This window comes from Spiroplasma monobiae MQ-1 (genome assembly GCF_002865545.1).
Lineage (GTDB): Bacteria > Bacillota_I > Bacilli_A > Mycoplasmatales > Mycoplasmataceae > Spiroplasma_A > Spiroplasma_A monobiae.
The window spans coordinates 779,149-799,975 of record NZ_CP025543.1; the positions used below are offsets into that span (position 1 = coordinate 779,149).

Sequence of the window (20,827 nt, forward strand, 5' to 3'; positions counted from 1 at the left end):
TTATTTGCACTTTTTACATATACCGTGAAGTTCTAATTTAAAGTGTTCTAACTTCATTTCTTTATCTTCTAATATATTTGAAAATCTAACAAACAATTCATTTGCTAATGAAGGACTTTCCAAATCCTCTAGAGAGCCACAAATATCACATGAAATATGCATTAACTGTGAGGAAATTGCTTCATATATAATTTGTTTTCCATTTATTGTATTTGCAAATAATAAATGCATTTCCAAGAATAGGTCAATGTTGTTGTAAATAGACATTACATTAACACTACCCAAATCTTCTTCAACCATTGAAATTAATTCATTAATTGTAAAGTGCTTCTTGGTAGCGATAATTTTTAACATGGACAGTCTTACATCAGTAAGTTTTACTTTTTTGCTTTTGAATAATTCTAAATATTCATTCAATTTATTTTCCATAAATTATTTAGCCAATTTTTCAATCACTGCTAAAAGGTCACTTACTTTTTTAATTTCCAATAAATCATCATCTGATATTGAGATGTTTAATTTATCTTCCAAAGTAACTATCATATCCATTAAATCTAAAGAATCTAGTCCCATTGATTTAAAATCTGTCGAGTTACTTATGTTACCTTTTGCTCCCTTATTTATAAGAGCCTTTTTTATTTCTTCAAAATAATTCATTTTTAATCACCATATTTAATTATATATTAAATTAATTTAAAATTCCAAGTATATATTCTATTTTCACACTTATAAATTACATTTATTTCTGTTGGATTATCCTTATCATTTAGAGCATATTCAATTTTTATATCATTGTTTTTTGGTCCCAATTTATTGAATTCAAATATAAAGTAAAATTTGAATTCATTAATATTAAAATATTTACTTTTTGAAAAATTTATAATATAGATTTTCTGATCCAAACTAAAGTTTATATCTATATTAGATTTTGCAAAATCACTTTTGGTTACTGTGGGTTTTTCTGTTTCTTCAATATTTGATTCATTTTCAATTCCGACAGAATTAGATTTTGAGTAAAAAAATACTACCAGCACAAAGGAAACCAATATAGATAATGCAGAGATTGTAGCAAATAAAATTTTATATATTTTTTTCTTTTTCATTAATGTAGTTGATTATCCTTTCTTTATTTTTTCAACCTATATCGTTTAATTCAGATATCTTATAAACTATTAGGTGATCATATTTATCTTTTACTAAATTTTTACAAAACTCTATATTATAAATATCTGTATTAACATCTTCATTAATATAGTCAAGAGACAAATTCCTTGAATTAAAATCTATTGTCCTATTATAAGTAATAGGATTTTTATATAAGGGGTTTCAGATTATTCCATCATTTCCATACTCGCTATCTTCAACTAAATTTTTAGAAAAGGAATAACTTGTTTGATTTGAATTTATTATTAAGAATTTACCATTTTCTTGTTTAACTGTATCAGTTATTTTTTTTATATTATAATAGTCACCATAATTGGAGTTACTTTTAATTTTGGGTGTAGAGGTTAATGATTCTGTTCTATTAAGTCCATTTAAATATAATTTAAAGAAATCATTCATATTTTTGCCTAAAAAAGATATATCCATATCATTTCATAAACTATATTTATTTTGTATTATCATAACCGGGTCAATAGTATTTAAGTTTCTTGACTCAACCATAATTTCTATATCATTTCTTAATAAGTCAAAATAGTTTCTTTTATATTTATTATTAAAATCATAATTAATATAACCATAAGCAAGATTAGCTATTGTTAATAAACTCCTATTTTTTGAATGATTATGTTGTGTTAGATTTCTTCTATCTATTTCTATGCCTCCATAATTTGTGTGGGGTTTAAGATTGTAACCCTCCACATTATAACTTGCACTATAAGATATAAACAATTCTTGCTGATCATCTACATATGTTGCAGGAATATCAACTTCAATAAAATCAAAATTACTCAATAAGTACTGTCCATTTCTTTTTGCAATTATTGAATAAGGTGAAAATTCAAACAAATCATTTTTACCCGATTTTATAACCTCTACACCATTTTTGGTTCTTATATAGAACTGGATTGCACCAGATTTAAAGTTTAATTTAGTTTCATCATCTTTAGATGTTTGAAAAAAATTTTTAAAATAGTCATAATTTCCTTTATTAGACAAACTAGGTCTAACAAACAATCTATAGTATTCCTTTTTGTTGTATGAATACTTCTCGTTAATAAAAATAGAATCAAGATTCATTGTGTTTGAGTTTACTTGGCTTACTTTGATAAACTCCTTATCTTGTAGTTCTTCTGAAAATTTAATTTCATCTTTTAAACTAATATCTAAAATAATAATCACCTCTATTAGATAATCGCCACTTAAAAATAAAAAATCTCTTTAAAAAGAGATTTGTTTCTTTAAATGGGGCGTGTAAAGGGAATTGAACCCTCGAGTGCCGGAACCACAATCCGGTGCGTTAACCACTTCGCCATACACGCCATTAATGTTTTTACCTATTTATTATACTAAAAAAACATTTTAAGTGGAAAAAAACAACAAAAAAATACAACATATTGTTGTATTTTAAGATACCGTAAGGATTTCTGGTTTCTCAAGAATAGACTTAACTTTTGCAAGGAATTGTCCCGCTTCAGCAGCATCAATTATTCTTTGATCAACCGTTAAACTCATGTTCATAATTGCTTTGATTGCTAGCTTTTCATTATCAACCACAACTGGTTTTTTAACAACTTTACCAACACCGATTACAGCAGCATTTGGATAGAAAATAGTTGGAGTTGCTTGGATTGCCCCAATATTTCCATAGTTTGCTATAGTTATTGTGCTTCCATCAGCTTCATAGTTATATAACTCACCAGCTCTAAGTCTTGTTGTAACTTCTTTTATATCAATAGCAACTTCTTTTATAGATAATTTTTCTACAAATTTAAGCACAGGAATAATTAAACCTTCACTTGTCTCTGTTGCTAAACCAATATTGTGATATTTCTTAATTACTAGTTCATTTGTTTCAGCATCATAACTAGAATTTAATTTTGGATATTCTTCTAAAGCTATTGATATTGCTTTTGCAATGAATGAAATTGTTGTAAATTTAATATGATTTTGAGTTTGTTTTAACATATGTTTCAACTTCAAAATTGAGCTCATATCAATTTCAGTAGAAATTGTTAGAGGTGGTATAAAATTCTGACTCAGAATCATAGATTTGACAGCAGAATTTCTATTTTGATTAACTTTTTCCCTTTGCACTACTTTGTTTTCATCGTTTGATTCAAACTGTAAATACCCAACAGAGTTATCGGGTTTATCTTTTTCAAAGTTTACATCTTTAATGTTTTCTTGCTCTCTTTCAAGTTTTTCCAACTCTAATTTTTCTCTAATATCTTTTTCAACTCTTTCAATTATTTCTTGCTCTAATCTAATTCTTTCGTCCTCTTGGCGTTGTTTTTCTTTTAAACCTTCAGCAAAAGTATTGATTTCTTCCTTAATAATTGATTTTAGATCATTTGCACTCACCTGATTATTTGAATCCTTCTTAGTATTCATATTTTGCATCATATTTTGCATTAACATATACTGCATCATCTGACTAAATGTGTCTGTTCCAGCATTAAAATTAGATTGCTGATTAAGTCTTGAAGTTGCCGCGTTCAATTGATTTTGCTCTTTTAAACTCTTTTGTAGTTCTTTTATTTGTTCTTTCAAGAAATCAACTGTTTCGTCTGCTGTTTTTTTGTCAGAAGCTTTTTCAAGTTCGCTATCTTTTTTGTTAATTTCACTTTTTAGTTCTTTTTGAACTCCTTTTGGTGTTTTTGATAATAATGAACTATTTGCCATAGCTTGTATTTCTTCTTTGGTTCCACCCAATTCTTGGGTTCTTTCAATAAATTCCTCTTCATCTTTATAAGCGGTGTATAAATTAGTTGCCCTTAATCAATTTTCAAATTCTTGTTTTCCTTTTGGGGTTTGATTATATGGAACAAAAACCATAGCCCCTGTGTTTGGGTCTTGTTGAGGAACTTCTCTCAAGAATTCCTTTGGTATTCCAATTTCTTGAATCTTTTTGCTATATTCAAGACTCTCTTGTTTAAGACCCCTTTCAACAGCTTCTCTTCTCTGATTAATTACACTTCTTTCGTCCCGACTTTTCATGATATCCCATCTTCTTGAAGTATCATATAAATTTGAAAGTTTTGACTCTGCATAAGTTTTATTTTTTTTGCTTCCAATTTCATCCATTAGTTCTTTTGGTTTCTTTTTAGGCATAACGGTTCCGCCATAAGGATTTAGGTCATTTGCATCAATTGTTGTTGCTTCTTCATCTTCCACATACGCACCATACGAAACACCAAATTGACCATCTTCGCTGGCCCCTTGTCTTAAAAATGTTTCATCTGTTTTAACTTCAAGATTTTTTTGTTTCATTCTCTCATCCTCTTGCGCTTTTAAAGCGGGATCTACAATTTGTTTTGGTCTTTGGCTGTCCAATACTGCATTGTCTTTTGTTGCAACAATATCTCTTTCAAGAACACTTGGATCTCCTCCAGAATTATTTAATTTTTCAATTCTTGATTGAATAATATTTCTCATGATTAAAGGCCTACCCTTTTCATCGGTTTTTGACATAGCATTTATCTCTTCGTCTGCCTCTTGTACTTCTTTAAAGTCATTTTCTACTAAAAGTTTTTCTTTTCTTGCTTGAACTAACTGTCTGAACTTACTTACCCCAGACACATTATTTGTTGAAAATAAGTTCCCCCCGTCAGCTGCACTCGGTTTTTCATCCGCCATTTTTAACAACTCTTCTTTTGTAAGGTCACCCATTATTTTATTTTGAGGAGCGTTCTTTATTGAGTCTCTAATATTTGCTCTCATTTGAGCAAATCTATCTTTTGGTTGTTCATTTGCTTGGCTCATGTTTTTATCCCTTTCCTCAAGTACTTTTAGTTTTTCTGGAGAGTCTACAATATCATCTCTTCCAGTTGAAAAAGGTGTAACTGCTTGATTATACCTATCATAAACAACTGCTCCAGAAAAAGAGTCAGCATCTGTTTCTACCGGTTTAAGTTTTGGTTCATACTCTCCATCTGCTATGAAAACTTCTTCTTCAGGTATTTTTTCAATATCACCCTTTTTAAAGTGCCTAGATTTAAATTTCTGTATCTCTTTATCTCCAACAGCTACATTAGCTAAAATACTTCCATTTTTAACAGGACTATTTAATTGTATTGTTTTTGTAACTACTCCATTATAATTGGATTTTATATTTACTTTGCTTCCATCATCTAGCTCGATAAGAGCAAAATCTTCTCCGAAAGTAATTTCCTCTCCAGAGAATAGTCACTCTTTTAAAATTCCTTTAGATGGTAAATTTCTAGCCCTTAAATGTACCATAATATAATCTCGCCCCTTTTGGATATATACCATATATTATTATATAAAAAATAAAGGCAAATTCCTACCTTTATTAGTCAACATATTTAGGTTTAGATATTAAAACTCCTCTATTTACCAGTTTTTTATAACGCTCTGCTTCTCTTAAATTTTCTTTAACAAAAGGTCTATCTTTATAGTTCAATGAAAGTATAAATCTTTTGATTTGATCCTTGTGTGATTTATTAATTACTTTTTGTTGTTTTATTTGAGCTCTTTGAAGTTTTTCCTCTAATATTTTTGTTTTAATATATTCTTTTCTTTTTTCATTTCTAATTTTTTTATCTAGTGATTTAATGCTTTTCAAAAAAACTTTATAATTTGTCTTATCATGCAATAATTTCATTTTAGCTTTTTTGATGGCTGTATACCTTTCGAGTTTTGCCTTTTTCTTACGATAATCATGTTCTTCTTTTGAAATAATTTTTCCTTCGATATCATGCCATCTATAAAACTTACCATTATTTCAGTTTAAGTACATAAATTGAAGATTAACAACAAGAAATGTTATTGCAAGTATTGCTAATATAAAAATTGAAATTACCAATCACTCTGGACCAATACTTTTACTTACAGGAGGCATCATTGTTGAGCCCACACTAAATTTTAATTCAAATTGATGAATATTTAAAAATCAATATGGGTATCACATCTGTTGAGTGAAGTATTGAGATTGGTTTATTACACCAGCACCTTCAGTTCATTGGTTATCTCAAAATCACTTTGTTGATTCTAAAATCGCCCCATCCGCCTCTGTTGAATATATTTTGTAGAAAAATTCTGGAGAAAAATACTTAAATCTGATTTCACCCCTAATCATTACAAATATTAAATATCCAATCGGATAAGAACAAGTTAAAGGTAATGAGAATTTTGAATATTTTCTTATTGAATAATAATTATCCCCACAAGATAACATAAAATAACCAATCATAATACTTGGTATAAACATGTGTAGAACTATAGTAGAAACTCAGTTAGCAGGATAATATGCTCCCAATTCATCCGGAGAGGCCAACAGTCCAAATCAGAACACTAACATCGTTACTGTTATATAGACAGTCATAGCCATTTCAATACCAAAAGCAGGTTTAGTGTTATAAATTCTTCTCATCAATAAAGCAACAACCAAATAGAGAACAACGGCATAGTTGGATTGAGTTGTAAAAAACGCATAGTATATATTTATTCTTTCAATAGCAGGTATTCCCTCAAGATTTTTTTTGGGTGAATAAACTTGAAGAACAAAGTCAAACGCAAGAAAAGCTATTAATATGATTAATACCATGACTTTTAAAGAAAATTCAAAATCCTTATTTAATTTCATTCATTATCACCCTACTTTTCATTAATAAAATTATATCTAATCTAAACTAAAAAACCAAACCCTAGGTCTAGTTTTTTAAATAAACTACTAATAAGTGTTATTGCTATTTATTTTCATTGTATTTTTCTATTTCTTTTAATAAAGTAGAAGAAATTTTCCTATTTTCATTATCAGATAAAAAAAGTACTGTTTCAAGATCTTTGAAAATGCTTTTATTTGCATCATGTAATTCAACTTCATAATCCAAAGTTTTAGAATCTCTAATACCCCTTATTATATATTTGATGCCTCTTTCTTTTGCAAACTCTGCAGTAAGTTTATTTTCATTAATTTCAATTTTTACATTACTTAAATTATTTGTTAATTGCTCTATTTTTTTTATTCTTCCTAAAAGATTAGGATTTAAATCTTTTGTTATATTTTTTGTTACAACAATAATAATTTCATCAAATAAATTACTAGCTTTAGTTAAAATGTTTAAATGTCCTTCATGGAATGGATTAAAACTTCCAGGATAAATAGCTATTTTCATACAAAAAACCTTTCTTAATATCTATATAATTTTATAATTAATTTAGTTATTTTTATACCTTAATGTTATTTATGTAATAAAATAACATTAATGAGGTAAAAAAATGAATATACTATTGGTTGATATTGGAAATACAACAGCGGATTTTAGAATTTGAAACAAAGAAACAAATGAAATCAAAAAAATAATAAGACCAGAAACAAAGGATGCTAGCTGAAGAAGTAGTAGTGCTTTGTTTAAACACTTTCAAGAAAACAAAATTAGAGTTGATAAAATAATTTATGTTTCTGTTGTTCCTGAATGAAACGATATTATAAGAGCTTTTGCAAATAAACTGAAAATTGATAATTTTAACTTAAGAAGTGATTTTGATATTGATAAATCTTTTTTTGAAGTAGATGATTTAAGTAAACTTGGAGCTGATTTTATATCTAATTTTTATGGAGCGATTGATTCTTATGGAATTGAAAATGGAGCGATCGTATCAATGGGAACAGCGTCCACTATTGCAGTTATTGAAAATAAAAAATTTAAGGGTACTATAATATCTCCTGGTTTAAAAAATTCTTTGGACTGTTTAATTTCTAGTGCCGTTCTTTTGCAAAACAACACTTATGAAAAGTCAAACGTGCCATATGGTAAAAATACAGTTGACGCAATTAATATAGGATCTTTTAATGCACATTATACAATGCTTAGTTCAATGGTTAAAAAATTAGGATTTGATTTTGCAATATTTACAGGTGGTAATTCAATTGATTTCAAAGAGGAAATTATATCTGATGGTTTTATTTTTGATGAAGAATTAATTTTCAAAGGTTTAATTAAATTTAATAAATAAAAGCACATAATAGATGTGCTTTTATATTTGATTTAGAAATTTAAGTGTATCTGAAAAGATTGTTTCTTTTTTAATATCAAAAAGTATTTCATGCCTTAAACTTTCATAAAGTTTAATTCTAACTTTTAATTTTGCTTTTTTAAATTTTTTAAATGTTTTTTTGACAGTTTTGCCATAACCACCAACTGGATCATTTGATCCAGAAACTAATATTATAGGTAAATCATTTCCAATTTTTTTTATGTTTTTAGATTTTTGAATATATAGAAGACCTTCAAATAAATCTTTAAAAGCTGATGTTGTAAAAACTTGTCCACACAAAGGGTCTTTAACAAATTTTGTAACATTCTTTTTATCAACAGAAAGCCATTCAGAACCAGTTGAATCTGGTTTATCAAATTTCTTGTTGAATTTTTTGTAACTCAAATTCCAAATAAAGTCATCTACATTTTTAGCCCCATACCTTCTTTGTCTTGCTATTGCAATCCTTCTTCCAAACCTAAGAGACAAATTGCTTTCTCATGCAGTTCCACTTAAAACCAATCCATTAATGGTGTTTGAGTAATCAATTGCATAGTGTCTTGCAAGAAAACTTCCCATAGAGTGACCCATCATAACAATTTTCTTATTCTTGTATGTTTCTTTCACATAATCATTGATAACTTTTAAATCTTGAACTAATATAGATCATCCATTTTCATCTGCAAAATAACCTAACTCGTCCTTTTCTAAATTAGCAGTTTTACCGTGACCTCTATGGTCATTTGCAATAACAATTCATCCATTTGTGTTTAAAAATCTAGCAAATTCATCATATCTTTTTGAGTGTTCACAACTTCCATGAACCAATTGTAAAATACCCTTTAAATTTATAACCTCATCTCAAATATAAGTGTGTAGTTCTTTTCCATCATTTGCTTTTAATTTAATTTCTTTCATTCATGCTTCTCCTTTACAATATTCTATTCTATAAATCAAAAAATAAAAACCCCTTATAAGTTAAGGGGTTTTTGAATTATTTAATAGCTTCTTTAGCAGTATTAAATACTTCTTTTAATTGATCACATGATTTGTTAAATAATTCTTGTTCTTCTGATGAAATATCTCATTTAACAATTTCTTCAATACCGTTTTTTCCAATAATACATGGAACACTTGTATAGATATCTGAGTTTCCATATTCACCATTTAAGTGAGCACCAACCATTAACATTACTTTTTCATCTGTTAAGATTGCTTTAACAATTCTTGCTAAACAAGCACCAATTCCGTAGAATGTTGCTCTTTTTTTCTCAATAATTTTGTAAGCCATGTGAGTAGCTTCATCTTTAATTTCTTCTAAATCTTTTGATGAAATTACACCTTCATCCAAGAATGATTTTACTGATTTACCATTAACAGTTCCAAGACTTCATGCAGCAACTGATGAATCTCCGTGTTCTCCCAATAAGTAAGCTTCAACTTCATGAGGCATTGCCCCTACTTTATCAGCTAATAATCTTCTTAATCTTGATGAGTCTAAAGTTGTTCCTGAAGAAATAACTTTTGAACTTTCATAACCTGTTACAGTTTTGTATACGTAAGTTAATACGTCAACTGGGTTTGATGCAATAACAGTTATTCCGTTAAATCCAGAATTTTTAATTTGTGTTGCAATATCTTTCATGATTTTTGCATTATCTGCAACCATTTCCAATCTTGTTTCACCAGGCTTTTGTGGTCTACCTGCAGTGATTACGATCATATCAGCATCTTTACAATCTGAGTAATCCCCAGCTTTGATTGTGCTAAATGGGTTTGGTAAAATTGCTTGTGCATCAGCAATATCCATTTGATTTCCTTCAGCAGCATCTTTAAATACGTCTATTAAAACGTAATCTTTTGCAATTCCTTGGTTAACAGCTGAGTAAACAAAACTTGTTCCTACAGCTCCACAACCAACTAATACTATTTTTTTATCGTTTATCATTTATAAAATCTCCTACCATATTATCTTAATACTAAATTTTAATTTTATCTAGATAAAATTATAAATTTTTCATACTCAAAAATAAAAAAAATACCCATAAAATGGATATTCATATGTACATATGATATTGTAAATTAACGTTTTGAGAATTGTGGTGCTCTACGTGCTCCGTAAAGTCCGTATTTTTTACGTTCTTTAACACGAGCATCACGCGTTAATAAACCGTGTCCTCTTAATTCTGGTTTGTAATCTTTTGAAGCTTCTAATAATGCTCTTGCAATTCCTAAACGAGCTGCTCCAGCTTGTCCAGTGAACCCTCCACCTTTAACAGTAATTTTGATTGAAAAATCTGATTTTGTTCCAGTAGCTTCTAAAGGTTGTTCCATATCTTGCACTAAAGTAGCATATGGGAAAAACTCTAAAGCCGGTTTTCCATTAACAATAATTTCACCTTGTCCAGGAGTTAATATAACTTGAGCAACTGAAGATTTTCTTCTTCCTGTTCCTCTATACATAACAACGTCTTTTTTAGCTGCCATTATTTGTTATCTCCTTTTTTTGTTTGAATTACTAATACTTCTGGATTTTGTGCTTGGTGTGGATGTTCGTTACCTGCATATACATGTAATGCACGGTATTGATTTCCCCCTTGAACATTTTTTGGTAACATTAATCTTACTGCTCTTTCAATGATTCTTTCAGGGAATAATTTACGTTGTGTAGCAACGTTTCTTGATTTTAATCCCCCTGGGTGCATTGAGTGGTGGTAGTAGTTTTTATCATTTTCTTTTTTACCTGATAAAATTACTTTTTCTGCATTAATTACGATTACGTGATCTCCATTATTAATATGAGGTGTAAATGTTGGTTTATTTTTTCCTCTAAGTACCATAGCAATTTGAGTAGATAATCTACCTAAAGTTGCTCCAGTAGCGTCAACTACGTATCATTTTTTAGCAATATCTGCTGTTTTAATTAGTGTAGTTTGTTTCATGTGCTTGTTCTCCTTACCTTCCGGGGCTCATGAGTAAGCAAATATATTATACATTATTTCTTACTCGGGTCAAATAAAAAAATCACTTTACAAGTGATTTTTTATACATTTAACCTACTATTTATCTTTTAAAGCTTCTAGTGGATTAATTTTTTGGATATTTGATCATCCAATACCAAATGTTACGCCGTAAATTGCTGCAATAACACCAAACACTGTGAATGGTAATCATATTGTAAATTGCACAGGTAATACTCAAGCAGTATTTAATGCCATATATTCTGCAATAAATACAAATGTGAATCAACCTAATAAGAATCCAGCAACATACATTATTAGTATTGGCATTATGTACATTCCTAAAATTTGTTTTACAACATAAGGATTTGAATATCCTAAAGTTTTCATTGTTGCAATAAATTGTTTATTTTCATAAATAATTAAACTTGTTGTTAATAAAATAATTGTTGCCGAAACAATAACGGCGATTGTAATAAACATTATCATAACCATGTTAACAAGGTCTGTAACTTGACCTAGGATTTGTCTAGTTTGTTCTTTTGGTAACATTGTTGATAGTGAACCTATACCATAACCTTCGTTGAAGTTATTTGGATCTATTATCATACATGACTGACCTTCATCATCTTTAGTAGCGAAACTGTTTTCTTGGCAAGCTTCTCCAGTTGGGTCTTCTATCATTCTATAGTTACCATTTAATCCTACAGAACTAAAGTCAGCAAATCTTTGTGAAACAGACATACCACTTTCGATATCTTGCATTACAGGGTCGTTTGAATATTTATAGTTAAATACAGGGAATAAATTGTTATAAAGTTTATACATATTTCTTCAACTTGAATTTTCTTTGCTTCTTTCAACATTTGAAACAAAATCCTCATAAGTTCTTTGTCCCAATATAACTTGTTCAATGAATTGTTCCAAGTTAACACCTTGTATAACCTCGTCACTCTCACCTGCAAAACCTTCCATTTTGTATATTGGATTTCCCGCAGGATATTCTCTTGCAAATCAATTTTCAAAGTTGTATTTTTGAGTTTCATCATAACCTAAAATTTCGTTTGCGTTTTGATTTGATATTCAACCTTGTGATTGACCATAACCATTTTGAACACCAACTATTTTAAATTCAATATCTAAATTATTTGTGTCAATTGTTATGTCTCCATTTTTGTATTTTGAATATATATCTATTGGGTCAGTTGCTTTATTCGCGTGAGAAGCAGTAATATTAGCTCCCCCTATATTTGCAGAATCCATACCTCATGTTAATGGGAATTGTGGATTGTCAGAATAAAGATTACTTTGTGAATAATAACCATATGTTGATTGTGTTCTCATTTCTGTAAAGTCAACAGAATCGTTACCAGTACCGTGACCATATTCAATTAATTGTTCTTTATTTGCATCGGCATATTTAATTTCTTTTCCATCACTATACATCAAATCTTGTAAAACATCCAACGATATAGTATCCCCTGTTGTTTTACCTAATTTTTTTTGCATACTTTGGTTTATTATTAATGGAATTTTATTACCGTATTGTCTGTCAAGGAATAATTCTTCTTTAATGTTGTTACCATTATAATCTTCTAAATCAACTAAACTTGAGTTTCTATCAATACCATAGATTTTTGCACTTTCAGTTTTGCCATTTCTAGCTGTGAAATTTGTATTTAAAACAGTACCAAGTTCATCTATTTTATTATCATATGGTATTAAGTTGAATGTAATGTTGTAGTTTTCATTATTTTCTAATGCATTTTTCATTTTTTCTTGAACAAAATAAGATGCTCTAGTGTATGTTGTTTGTAATATCGCCATACCCATTCTTCCATCTAAAACAGCTCCAAATCACAAAGTTAAAGCAGTGTTCAAAGTTTTTAATTGTGGTGAAGAATAACCTTGGATGTCTTTGGCAGTGATTTCTCCAGGATTTATTGTTTTATCTCCGTCTTTTCATTCGAAACTTGTGTCATTAACATCAATGTCCATTATTGCAGTTCCGTTATTATCAGAAGAATTTCAATAGTTATTAACACCTTTTTTGTTTGGGGCATTTGTAAATACTTTATTTAAATTTCCTCTTGCTCCTTTGGCGTTTATTTGACCATTACTTATAGAATTATTATTAAATGTTAGTTTTATACCATTTATATATTTATTATAAATTCTTAACATTGTGTTTGTATAGGCTCTTAAATTATTATCGCCAGGATTGCTATTTATTAAAGCTGGAAGATCAGCACTTGTAAGTTGTGTATAATCAGGTCATTGTCCTTGTAGTTGTCCCAATGCTGTAGAACCACCTATCGTTGCTGAACTTGCTTGATCTAGGTTTGTTAATAATTTTGTTGACATATTTTTTCAATCCAAGTATGAGAATTCAGCTCAGAAGAAGTTGTCTTTGTCAGCGATATCATAAGAATAGTAGTAAGGACTTATATATCCGTTTAAAAGTTCTGATATAACTTGATCTCAATTTATAGCCTCAGACGCTTGCATGTTTTTTGTTGCCGTATCCTTAACTGGGTAAGCAGTTCTACCAGAAGTTCATCCCCCAGGAACTGTTACACCATTCCCACCACTTCTTGCAGCATTTCTAATTTGAATTGTTTGGTTTACATCATATTCTCCTCAACCTTCACCTTCAAAGTTGGGATTATATGTTTTATAGAAAGAGAATGGGTTATTAGCTATTGGTTGAGTATATTCAACCATATTTTCATATTTCATACCATTAAAAGTAGCTTTCATGTTATCTGACATAACTTTTGGAGCAACAACTGTTGTTGTTAATAAAGTTGCACTCAACAACATTGTCGCACTAACTCCAGCTAATTTTCCAAGTGAAGTTGTCAATAAAGCAACTCTTAATCTAGGGTTAAATCTTCTTTTTGATGATAAAGATTTAATTTTCATTGCAAATTTATTAATTACCTTGTCATCTCCACCTTTTAATAAAGTAAGAGCAGACAGTCTAATTGTTCAGTAACCAATTCCAAAAGCAAGTAAAGTAAGTGCTAATCAAAGACCTAATATACTTGATAAGAATGATACCACATTAAATTGGAATCCAAAAAACGCAATATTAAAGTAGTTTGAAAACACACTTACAACAAAAGTTTCTATAAATATAGCCAATACATATCCAACCAAAGCTCCTGCAACAGAAACAATTAAAGGTATTGCTATAAAGTTATTTACAACCTCACGTTTTTTATAACCTAAGGATTTTAAACAACCAATTTGTCTACTTTGTAATTCAACTTGTTTTTTTGTAGTTAAAATTGTTGTAAATCCAGCAATTGCTATAATAACAACTATTAAACCAGTTGCCATAGCATTGTAACCAGCCATTATCGAGTTAAAAGTTGTTGTTCTTGAAGAAAACTTATAATTAGGATCATTTGTGTCATAAACGTATTTAACATCAGTTTTAACATTTATATATTGTTTATATTGATCGTCTAATTTATTAATTTGTTCCACAGATTTTCCATCACTAGATTTTATTGAGAAATAAGCTTCTCTATCAGTTTCTGAAGCAACAACTATTTTGGCTTTTTGAACTGCATAAGTTGATAAAGATCTTGTTTGTACATCTGTATTATCTTCTTTATTTGTAAAATTATAAGAAGCGCTTGAATAACCCATTCAGCTTGGATCAACATAAACTAAAGCTTCTGTTTTTACGTTAGGCATTACGGTTGTTTGATCCATTAATGGTGTTGTAAAATCGGCTGATGTACCGATTCCAACAACTTCAAATCAAACCATGTTTGAGTATTCACCCATGGCCAAAACATCTTGTGCTGAATTGTTTCTTATATTTTCGTTTAATCTATTTATTTCTGTAGAATTTCCTTTTGTATTTTTAACAAGTAAATCAGTACCATATTTATCTTCGTTTATTCTTATGATATCTCCTACTTTAACATTATTTTCTTTTGCGTATGATTCACCAATAACAACTTCCTTGTGTTCACCAGATCTGTACATTCTTCCTGTAGAAACAGTAAGTTTATCAACTCCATTGTCTCTAGTGTTTGGGTGCATTTTAGAAATAGCCTTAACTTTTATTGCACCATTATTTCCGCTTAAACCAGATATTAATCTTGTTTCAGTAAATGATACATCAAAGTTATGTTCTAGTGACATTTGTGTCATTATATATTGTTGAAGTAATATTTTTTCTTCCCCAATGGTTTCTTTAACCATATATTTATCAAGAATATCTCAACTAATTTGTGAACTTTCGCTTTCTTCACCCTCAGTATTTTTACCTTTTTTAATTTCGTTGTTTAAATTAACATCTACAACATAATCTCTTAGATTAGATTGAACATTTAATTTTTCATATGCCCCGGCAACCCTTGTTGTTGTTGCAGATAAAACTGATATAACTAAAGATACAAGCATAACCAAAAGAGACAAACCTATTATTTGTGATTTGTTCTTTCCGGCCGACCTAAAAGCATTCTTTAGTAAAAGTCTAATTCCTTTCATATTTAATTTTTCCTCCTATTGATTGATATTTTTTTACACGTACTAAAAAATTAAATGAGGTGGAGTGACTCCTTTTTTAAAGTTTTTTAAATTTAAGCTTCTTTTTCAATTAACAATACATTGGATAAATGTGTTCTTCTCAAGAACCTCTTTAAATTCGATTTTTTCATCAACTAAAATTACAGATGCAAAAGTTAAAATTTGTGTTGATAAAGTTGGTTTGTTTATATTTTGATACATTTTGAAGAATATTTGTTCCCCATTGTTTATACGATTTAATTTTATTACTATTTTTAATTTACTAAATGCAATATTTAATGCAATTATTATAATTGAAAACACAACAGTTGATGTAATGGTAAATATGAAAAGTGCTTCTAAGTTGATCATTACTCTATTATCTTTTCAAATATAATCAAACGCTTGTAATTCAGTAGAAATGAATACAGGAGCTGTAATAAGTATTAGTGTGAAGAATTCCCCCAAGAAATTACCTCTTGTGAATCATTTTAAAGATTTAATTTCATTAAAACTTCTTTTTAATTTTGAAAGAATAACAGCAGATTCAATTGTTAATCACAAACATAAAGAAGTTACTAAAATTGTATTTATTATTGCAGTAATTTGTACGGCAACATATAGTTTTGCATTTCCTTGCTCAAATAGAATAGAACTGAAAAGAACACTTAAATGAATAAGCATAAATGAAATATATAAGTTTTTAGCTATTTTTTTATTCATGTAACTTTTCATATTCTCTCCTATTTTTTCACTTTTATAATAATAACATTATGACAATAAAATGACAAACCACTACACTTATAAAAGTCTTTTAAATGTGGGGTTAAAATTAATAATAAAAAAAATGTGCTCTGCACATTTTCTGTCGGTTTTGATTGTAAATGAAATTTATTATATACCTTTTCCTTCTTGCTCAAGTGAGATTATTCAAAAAAGATAAACTAATAAAAAACTATCTACTTCTTATATTGGTGTATTAAGTTCTATCTAACCGACATAAATATATAATACACCAAAAATAAGTTAATAGTTAATTTTTTTCAACATCAAACCTTCTGGATTTGCAATATAAGGCATTTTTTCCTCATTTAAAGCTAATACATTTTTTATTTTATATAAATCTATTTTATCTAAACTGTATGCGATACAAGCACCAACTATCATTCTTATCTGATATCTTATAAAACCCTTTCCTTTAAAAGTAATTGTAAAAATATCTTCTTCTATTTTTGTTTCAATAGAATTTATAGTTCTTTTTGTTTCAATTAGTTCAGTTTCTTCTTTTTTTAAACCAGAGAAATTATAAAAATCATGGGTACCTACAAATAAATTTAAAGCTTCTTCTAATTTGATTAGATTTAATTGTTTTTTTGGTAAGAAATAATATCTATTTTCAAAGACATTATTTTTACCAACATTTATTTTATATTCATAAGTTTTTTCTTTACAGTTTCTAACTCTAAAGTCTTTCCTAATTTCTTCAATGTTAGTTACTTCAATTCCTAAAGGCAAGCTACTATTCAATGCTTTTAAAAAACCTTCAACGTTAGGTTGAAAGTTTAACTCCACTCACGCTTTTTGATCAAAAGCATGAACTCCAGAATCTGTTTTTGAAGCTCCAACCAATCTAAAAATAGAGTTTCTAGCAACTCTTGAAATAGCACCTTCCAGTTCTCCTTGAATGGTTGATTGACCCTTTTGTTTGGCTCATCCACAAAAATCAGTTCCATCATATTGAATTGTAAATAAGTAATAATACATATTATTTAGAAAACAGAATTTGATCTATTCTAGGAATTTGTACTAAGTTTTGGAATGATTCCATATTTACATAGCATATTAGAGTTGCAAATATACCCATCCCAAGAACAAATATAATAATATCTAAAATTCTAAATTTAACTTGTCTATATCTTGTTCTTTTTGCATGAGGATCATAACCTCTTGAATCCATTGCATATGCTAAGTCTTCTGCTTTTTGAAATGCAGATACAAGAAGAGGAATAATCAATGAGGTCATTGATTTTGCTTTATCTACTAACTTACCATTTTTAAAGTCAATTCCCCTTGATGATTGAGCTTTCATAATTCTTCCGGCTTCATCAATTAAAGTCGGGATCATTCTTAAGGCAATTGAAATAATTGTTGAAAAAATATAAACAGGAATTCCAATTAATTTTAAAGGTCATAATAGATCTTCAATAGCTAAAGTTAACTCTAAGGGTTGGGTTGTACCTGTAAGAATTGTTGTTAATGTAATCATTAAAAAGATTCTTATTGTCATGTATAAAGCTGAATAAATTGCTTTTTCAGAAAAAGCTAAAGATTTTCATTTATATACTCAACCATATGTTTCCATTCATTCCCCATATAAACCATCATCTAGTTCTGCAAATTTTATACCATTTAATTCTGAGGGTTTTAACATGAATATGTTTATAAGTATAAGAACTATAAATATAAACATTATTGGGAAAAATAACTTAAGCAGCATTTTAAAACTTAGTTTACTTACTGAATACATAAGCAATATAAATGATCCTACCAACACAAATCCTGTATAACCAATAGGGAAAAAAACAACAACAATTAAAGCAATGATCATGAACAATTTTAATCTAGGGTCCATTTTATGAATCATTGAATTATAAGGCATATATCTACCAAATACCATTCTCATTATTAGATTTCTCCTCTTCTATTTTCTTTTAGATTTGATTGCTTTTGCAAGTTCTTCAACCGTTCTAAATTCTATATCTGTAACATCCAATCCTGCATCTTTTAATTTATGTGCAAGTTTATATAATTTTGGTGGTTCAATTTCAATTTTTTCTAGTAATTGACTATTTGAGAATACTTCGAAAGGACTTCCTTTTGAAATAACCTTTCCTTTGTGCATAACAATAACTTCATCAGCTATTTGTAATACGTGATCCATATTGTGAGTTACAATAATAATTCTTTTACCTTTTTCCTTATTCAATTTATAGAATAAATTCATAAAATCTTCTTCACCTTGAGGATCTAATCCCCCTGTTGGTTCATCAAGTACAAGTGTATTTCCGTCCATTGCAACAATTCCTGCAATAGCAACACGACGTTTTTGACCACCACTTAAGTCAAACGGACTTCTTTTTGCGTAATCTTCTGGTAAATCAACCATTCTTAAAAGTTCTGGAACTTTATCAAAACTTTCTTGCTTATTAGCGCCTAAATTAATTGGTCCAAAAGAAATATCCTTTTCAATTGTATCTTGAAATAATTGATACTCAGGGAATTGGAATACCAATCCAACTTCTCTTCTCAATTCCTTAACTTGTTTAATTTTTTTAGTGGAAGCAGGGATCTGATAATTACCAATAATAGTTCTTCCTGTTTCTGTTGTTAATAGACCATTTGTTAACTGTATTAAAGTTGATTTACCACTACCAGTCATACCAATTACAGCTGTAATTTTTCCTTCTTGAATTACTAAATCAGTTCCATTTAATGCTCTAAATTCAAATGGTGAATTTTTACTATATGTATATGACACTGAATCAAATTTTATTTCACCTTTGAAGTCTCATTTTGGTTGAGTAACCATATTCATTCTTCTTTTGAATTCTTTTTTTATTGTTTTATTTTTATTTGGTTGTTCTTGATATCACTTTTTAACTTCTTGAACTCTTTGAGGCATTAATTTTTTATCTTCAACAATGTCTTTCTTAATTTCTTTTTGATATTGTTTTTGATTTTTTTTATCTTCTTTTACAAGTTTGCTAATTTCTCTATGTCTTTTTTTTCTTTTTTTAGAGTCTGCCTTTTGTTTTAAAGCAAGCTCTTTAACGTGAGCTTTATATTCTGCTCTTGAAGCCTTTTTCTCAGCTATTAATTTAGCCTTTTGTTCTGGTGATATTTGATTTATTTTTGACATATATTTTTCACCAACTCTTCCAAGTTTGCACTTCCAGAAACTTTCATTCCTTCATTTTGAAGTGCTTCTTCAATTTGAGCAACAAAAGGAATATCTAAATGAATAGATCTTAAGAAGTCCTTTTCAGACAATATTTCTTTTGGTGTACCAAATTTAACTAATTGACCTTTATTCATAACCATAACTTTATCAGCATTTAATATCTCATCCATATCATGAGTAATTGAAAAAATAGTTTTTTCTCTTGTATTTTTTAGTTCAACCATAATTTGTTTAACTTCACTTTTTCCTTTTGGATCAAGCATACTTGTTGCTTCATCAAAAATTAAAATATTTGGAGATAAAGCCAAAGCAGAAGCTATGGCAACCCTTTGCTTTTGACCACCACTTAACATTAATGGTTCATGATCTAAAAACTCTTCCATTCTAACTTTTTTAGCAGATTCCAAAATAATATCTGCCATTTTAGAAGGCTCTACTCTTCTATTTTCTAAACCAAAAGCAATATCGTCCCTAACTGTTGAACCAATGAATTGATTGTCTGGGTTTTGAAAAACTATGCCTAAGAATTTACGAACCATATTTATATTATTTCTTGTTACTTTATTTCCATAAATCTCAATTGATCCTGTTGTTGGTAATAAAACCCCAATTATAATTTTAGATAATGTTGATTTACCACTACCATTATGACCAATAATAGCTACATAATCTCCGTGTTTTACTTCAACACTTACACCATTAACTGCAAATGGGTGACCTTCTCTATATCTAAATTTGATATTATCCAATTTTAATGCTGTATCTGATAATTTTGAAAGTTGTCCACCATGTCCTCTATCTTTAATTGCAACTTTAGATTCTTTAAATATAAAAACAGCTAATTTATATTCTTCAAAAGCTTTTCAATATTCTTTAGTGTTTTTTGTTGTAGATTTTAATTTTTCTTTTGCCTCTTTAGCATTTTGTGCAAAAAAACTGTTATCAGTTATTTCTTTAAATTCCCTTTTAACATCTTTGTATTCTTTTTCTACATTTTTAACAAATTCAATATCCACTTCACGTTTTGCAAATTTACTTCTTGCAATAATCATTTTTTGACTTGCACGCACCAATTTATCATTGTGTTCGTTTAATTTAAGTCTAAATTCATTTAATTTTTCAGTTGCTTTTAAATTATCTGACATAGTATTACCTCTCATACATTATTCATTATATCAAATATAGATATTGAAATATTACTAAATTATAAAAA

At 28.6% G+C, this 20,827-nt stretch carries 18 protein-coding genes and 1 tRNA gene; 1 reads left to right on the forward strand and 18 read right to left on the reverse strand.

All coding sequences use genetic code 4. The features are described 5' to 3' along the window. The 8 genes from SMONO_RS03670 to coaD form a co-directional block, all read right to left on the reverse strand. Nucleotides 1-429: a Fur family transcriptional regulator gene (locus SMONO_RS03670; RefSeq protein WP_101780997.1), complete on the reverse strand. Its 429-nt coding sequence runs from the start codon at nt 427-429 to the stop codon at nt 1-3. Nucleotides 430-432: 3 nt separating this feature from the next. Further along, complete coding sequence (locus SMONO_RS03675; RefSeq protein ID WP_101780998.1) at nt 433-657, reverse strand: acyl carrier protein; 225 nt, start codon at nt 655-657, stop codon at nt 433-435. 26 nt (nt 658-683) lie between these two features. Then, the gene (locus tag SMONO_RS03680) at nt 684-1,103 is read right to left on the reverse strand and encodes a hypothetical protein (protein WP_101780999.1); all 420 of its coding nucleotides are present in this window, start codon (nt 1,101-1,103) and stop codon (nt 684-686) included. Continuing rightward, complete coding sequence (locus SMONO_RS03685; protein ID WP_101781000.1) at nt 1,081-2,343, reverse strand: hypothetical protein; 1,263 nt, start codon at nt 2,341-2,343, stop codon at nt 1,081-1,083. Before SMONO_RS03685 ends, SMONO_RS03680 begins: the two co-directional genes overlap by 23 nt. Before the next feature lie 64 nt (nt 2,344-2,407). Then, nucleotides 2,408-2,483: transfer RNA gene (locus SMONO_RS03690), tRNA-His, on the reverse strand. A gap of 85 nt (nt 2,484-2,568) precedes the next feature. Next, nucleotides 2,569-5,403, reverse strand: coding sequence for a 2-oxo acid dehydrogenase subunit E2 (locus SMONO_RS03695; RefSeq protein ID WP_158637912.1), 2,835 nt, complete (start codon nt 5,401-5,403; stop codon nt 2,569-2,571). A gap of 73 nt (nt 5,404-5,476) precedes the next feature. After that, entirely contained in the window at nt 5,477-6,769 is a 1,293-nt protein-coding gene (locus SMONO_RS03700; protein WP_101781002.1) for a Pr6Pr family membrane protein, read from the reverse strand. A 103-nt stretch (nt 6,770-6,872) separates the two neighbouring features. Then, nucleotides 6,873-7,301, reverse strand: coding sequence for a pantetheine-phosphate adenylyltransferase (coaD, locus tag SMONO_RS03705; RefSeq protein ID WP_101781003.1), 429 nt, complete (start codon nt 7,299-7,301; stop codon nt 6,873-6,875). 103 nt (nt 7,302-7,404) lie between these two features. Between coaD and SMONO_RS03710 the strand changes: the two genes are divergently transcribed. Next, complete coding sequence (locus SMONO_RS03710; RefSeq protein WP_101781004.1) at nt 7,405-8,142, forward strand: type III pantothenate kinase; 738 nt, start codon at nt 7,405-7,407, stop codon at nt 8,140-8,142. 21 nt (nt 8,143-8,163) lie between these two features. Here the strand turns inward: SMONO_RS03710 and SMONO_RS03715 are convergent, their stop codons facing one another. From SMONO_RS03715 to SMONO_RS03760, 10 genes are all read right to left on the reverse strand, one after another. Further along, nucleotides 8,164-9,081: an alpha/beta fold hydrolase gene (locus SMONO_RS03715; RefSeq protein ID WP_101781005.1), complete on the reverse strand. Its 918-nt coding sequence runs from the start codon at nt 9,079-9,081 to the stop codon at nt 8,164-8,166. A gap of 76 nt (nt 9,082-9,157) precedes the next feature. After that, nucleotides 9,158-10,111 carry an L-lactate dehydrogenase gene (locus SMONO_RS03720; RefSeq protein ID WP_101781006.1) on the reverse strand — a complete coding sequence of 318 codons (954 nt, stop codon included), beginning with the start codon at nt 10,109-10,111 and terminating at the stop codon, nt 9,158-9,160. 134 nt (nt 10,112-10,245) lie between these two features. Beyond that, a complete protein-coding gene (gene rpsI, locus SMONO_RS03725) occupies nt 10,246-10,650 on the reverse strand; it encodes a 30S ribosomal protein S9 (RefSeq protein WP_101781007.1) in 405 nt (134 codons plus the stop codon). Further along, a complete protein-coding gene (rplM, locus tag SMONO_RS03730; RefSeq protein WP_101781008.1) occupies nt 10,650-11,105 on the reverse strand; it encodes a 50S ribosomal protein L13 in 456 nt (151 codons plus the stop codon). The genes rpsI and rplM overlap by 1 nt, the downstream gene beginning before the upstream one ends. Nucleotides 11,106-11,222: 117 nt before the next feature. After that, a complete protein-coding gene (locus SMONO_RS03735) occupies nt 11,223-15,635 on the reverse strand; it encodes an ABC transporter permease (RefSeq protein WP_101781009.1) in 4,413 nt (1,470 codons plus the stop codon). Nucleotides 15,636-15,677: 42 nt separating this feature from the next. Then, nucleotides 15,678-16,388, reverse strand: coding sequence for a hypothetical protein (locus tag SMONO_RS03740; RefSeq protein WP_101781010.1), 711 nt, complete (start codon nt 16,386-16,388; stop codon nt 15,678-15,680). A 291-nt stretch (nt 16,389-16,679) separates the two neighbouring features. Continuing rightward, a complete protein-coding gene (truA, locus tag SMONO_RS03745; protein WP_101781011.1) occupies nt 16,680-17,417 on the reverse strand; it encodes a tRNA pseudouridine(38-40) synthase TruA in 738 nt (245 codons plus the stop codon). A gap of 1 nt (nt 17,418) precedes the next feature. Beyond that, nucleotides 17,419-18,336 (reverse strand): energy-coupling factor transporter transmembrane component T family protein, encoded by a 918-nt coding sequence (locus SMONO_RS03750; RefSeq protein ID WP_101781012.1) that lies wholly within the window; start codon nt 18,334-18,336, stop codon nt 17,419-17,421. Between the two features lie 18 nt (nt 18,337-18,354). Further along, nucleotides 18,355-19,248 carry an energy-coupling factor transporter ATPase gene (locus SMONO_RS03755; RefSeq protein ID WP_101781110.1) on the reverse strand — a complete coding sequence of 298 codons (894 nt, stop codon included), beginning with the start codon at nt 19,246-19,248 and terminating at the stop codon, nt 18,355-18,357. A 311-nt stretch (nt 19,249-19,559) separates the two neighbouring features. Beyond that, nucleotides 19,560-20,759, reverse strand: coding sequence for an energy-coupling factor transporter ATPase (locus SMONO_RS03760; RefSeq protein WP_245857237.1), 1,200 nt, complete (start codon nt 20,757-20,759; stop codon nt 19,560-19,562). Nucleotides 20,760-20,827: the final 68 nt, after the last annotated feature.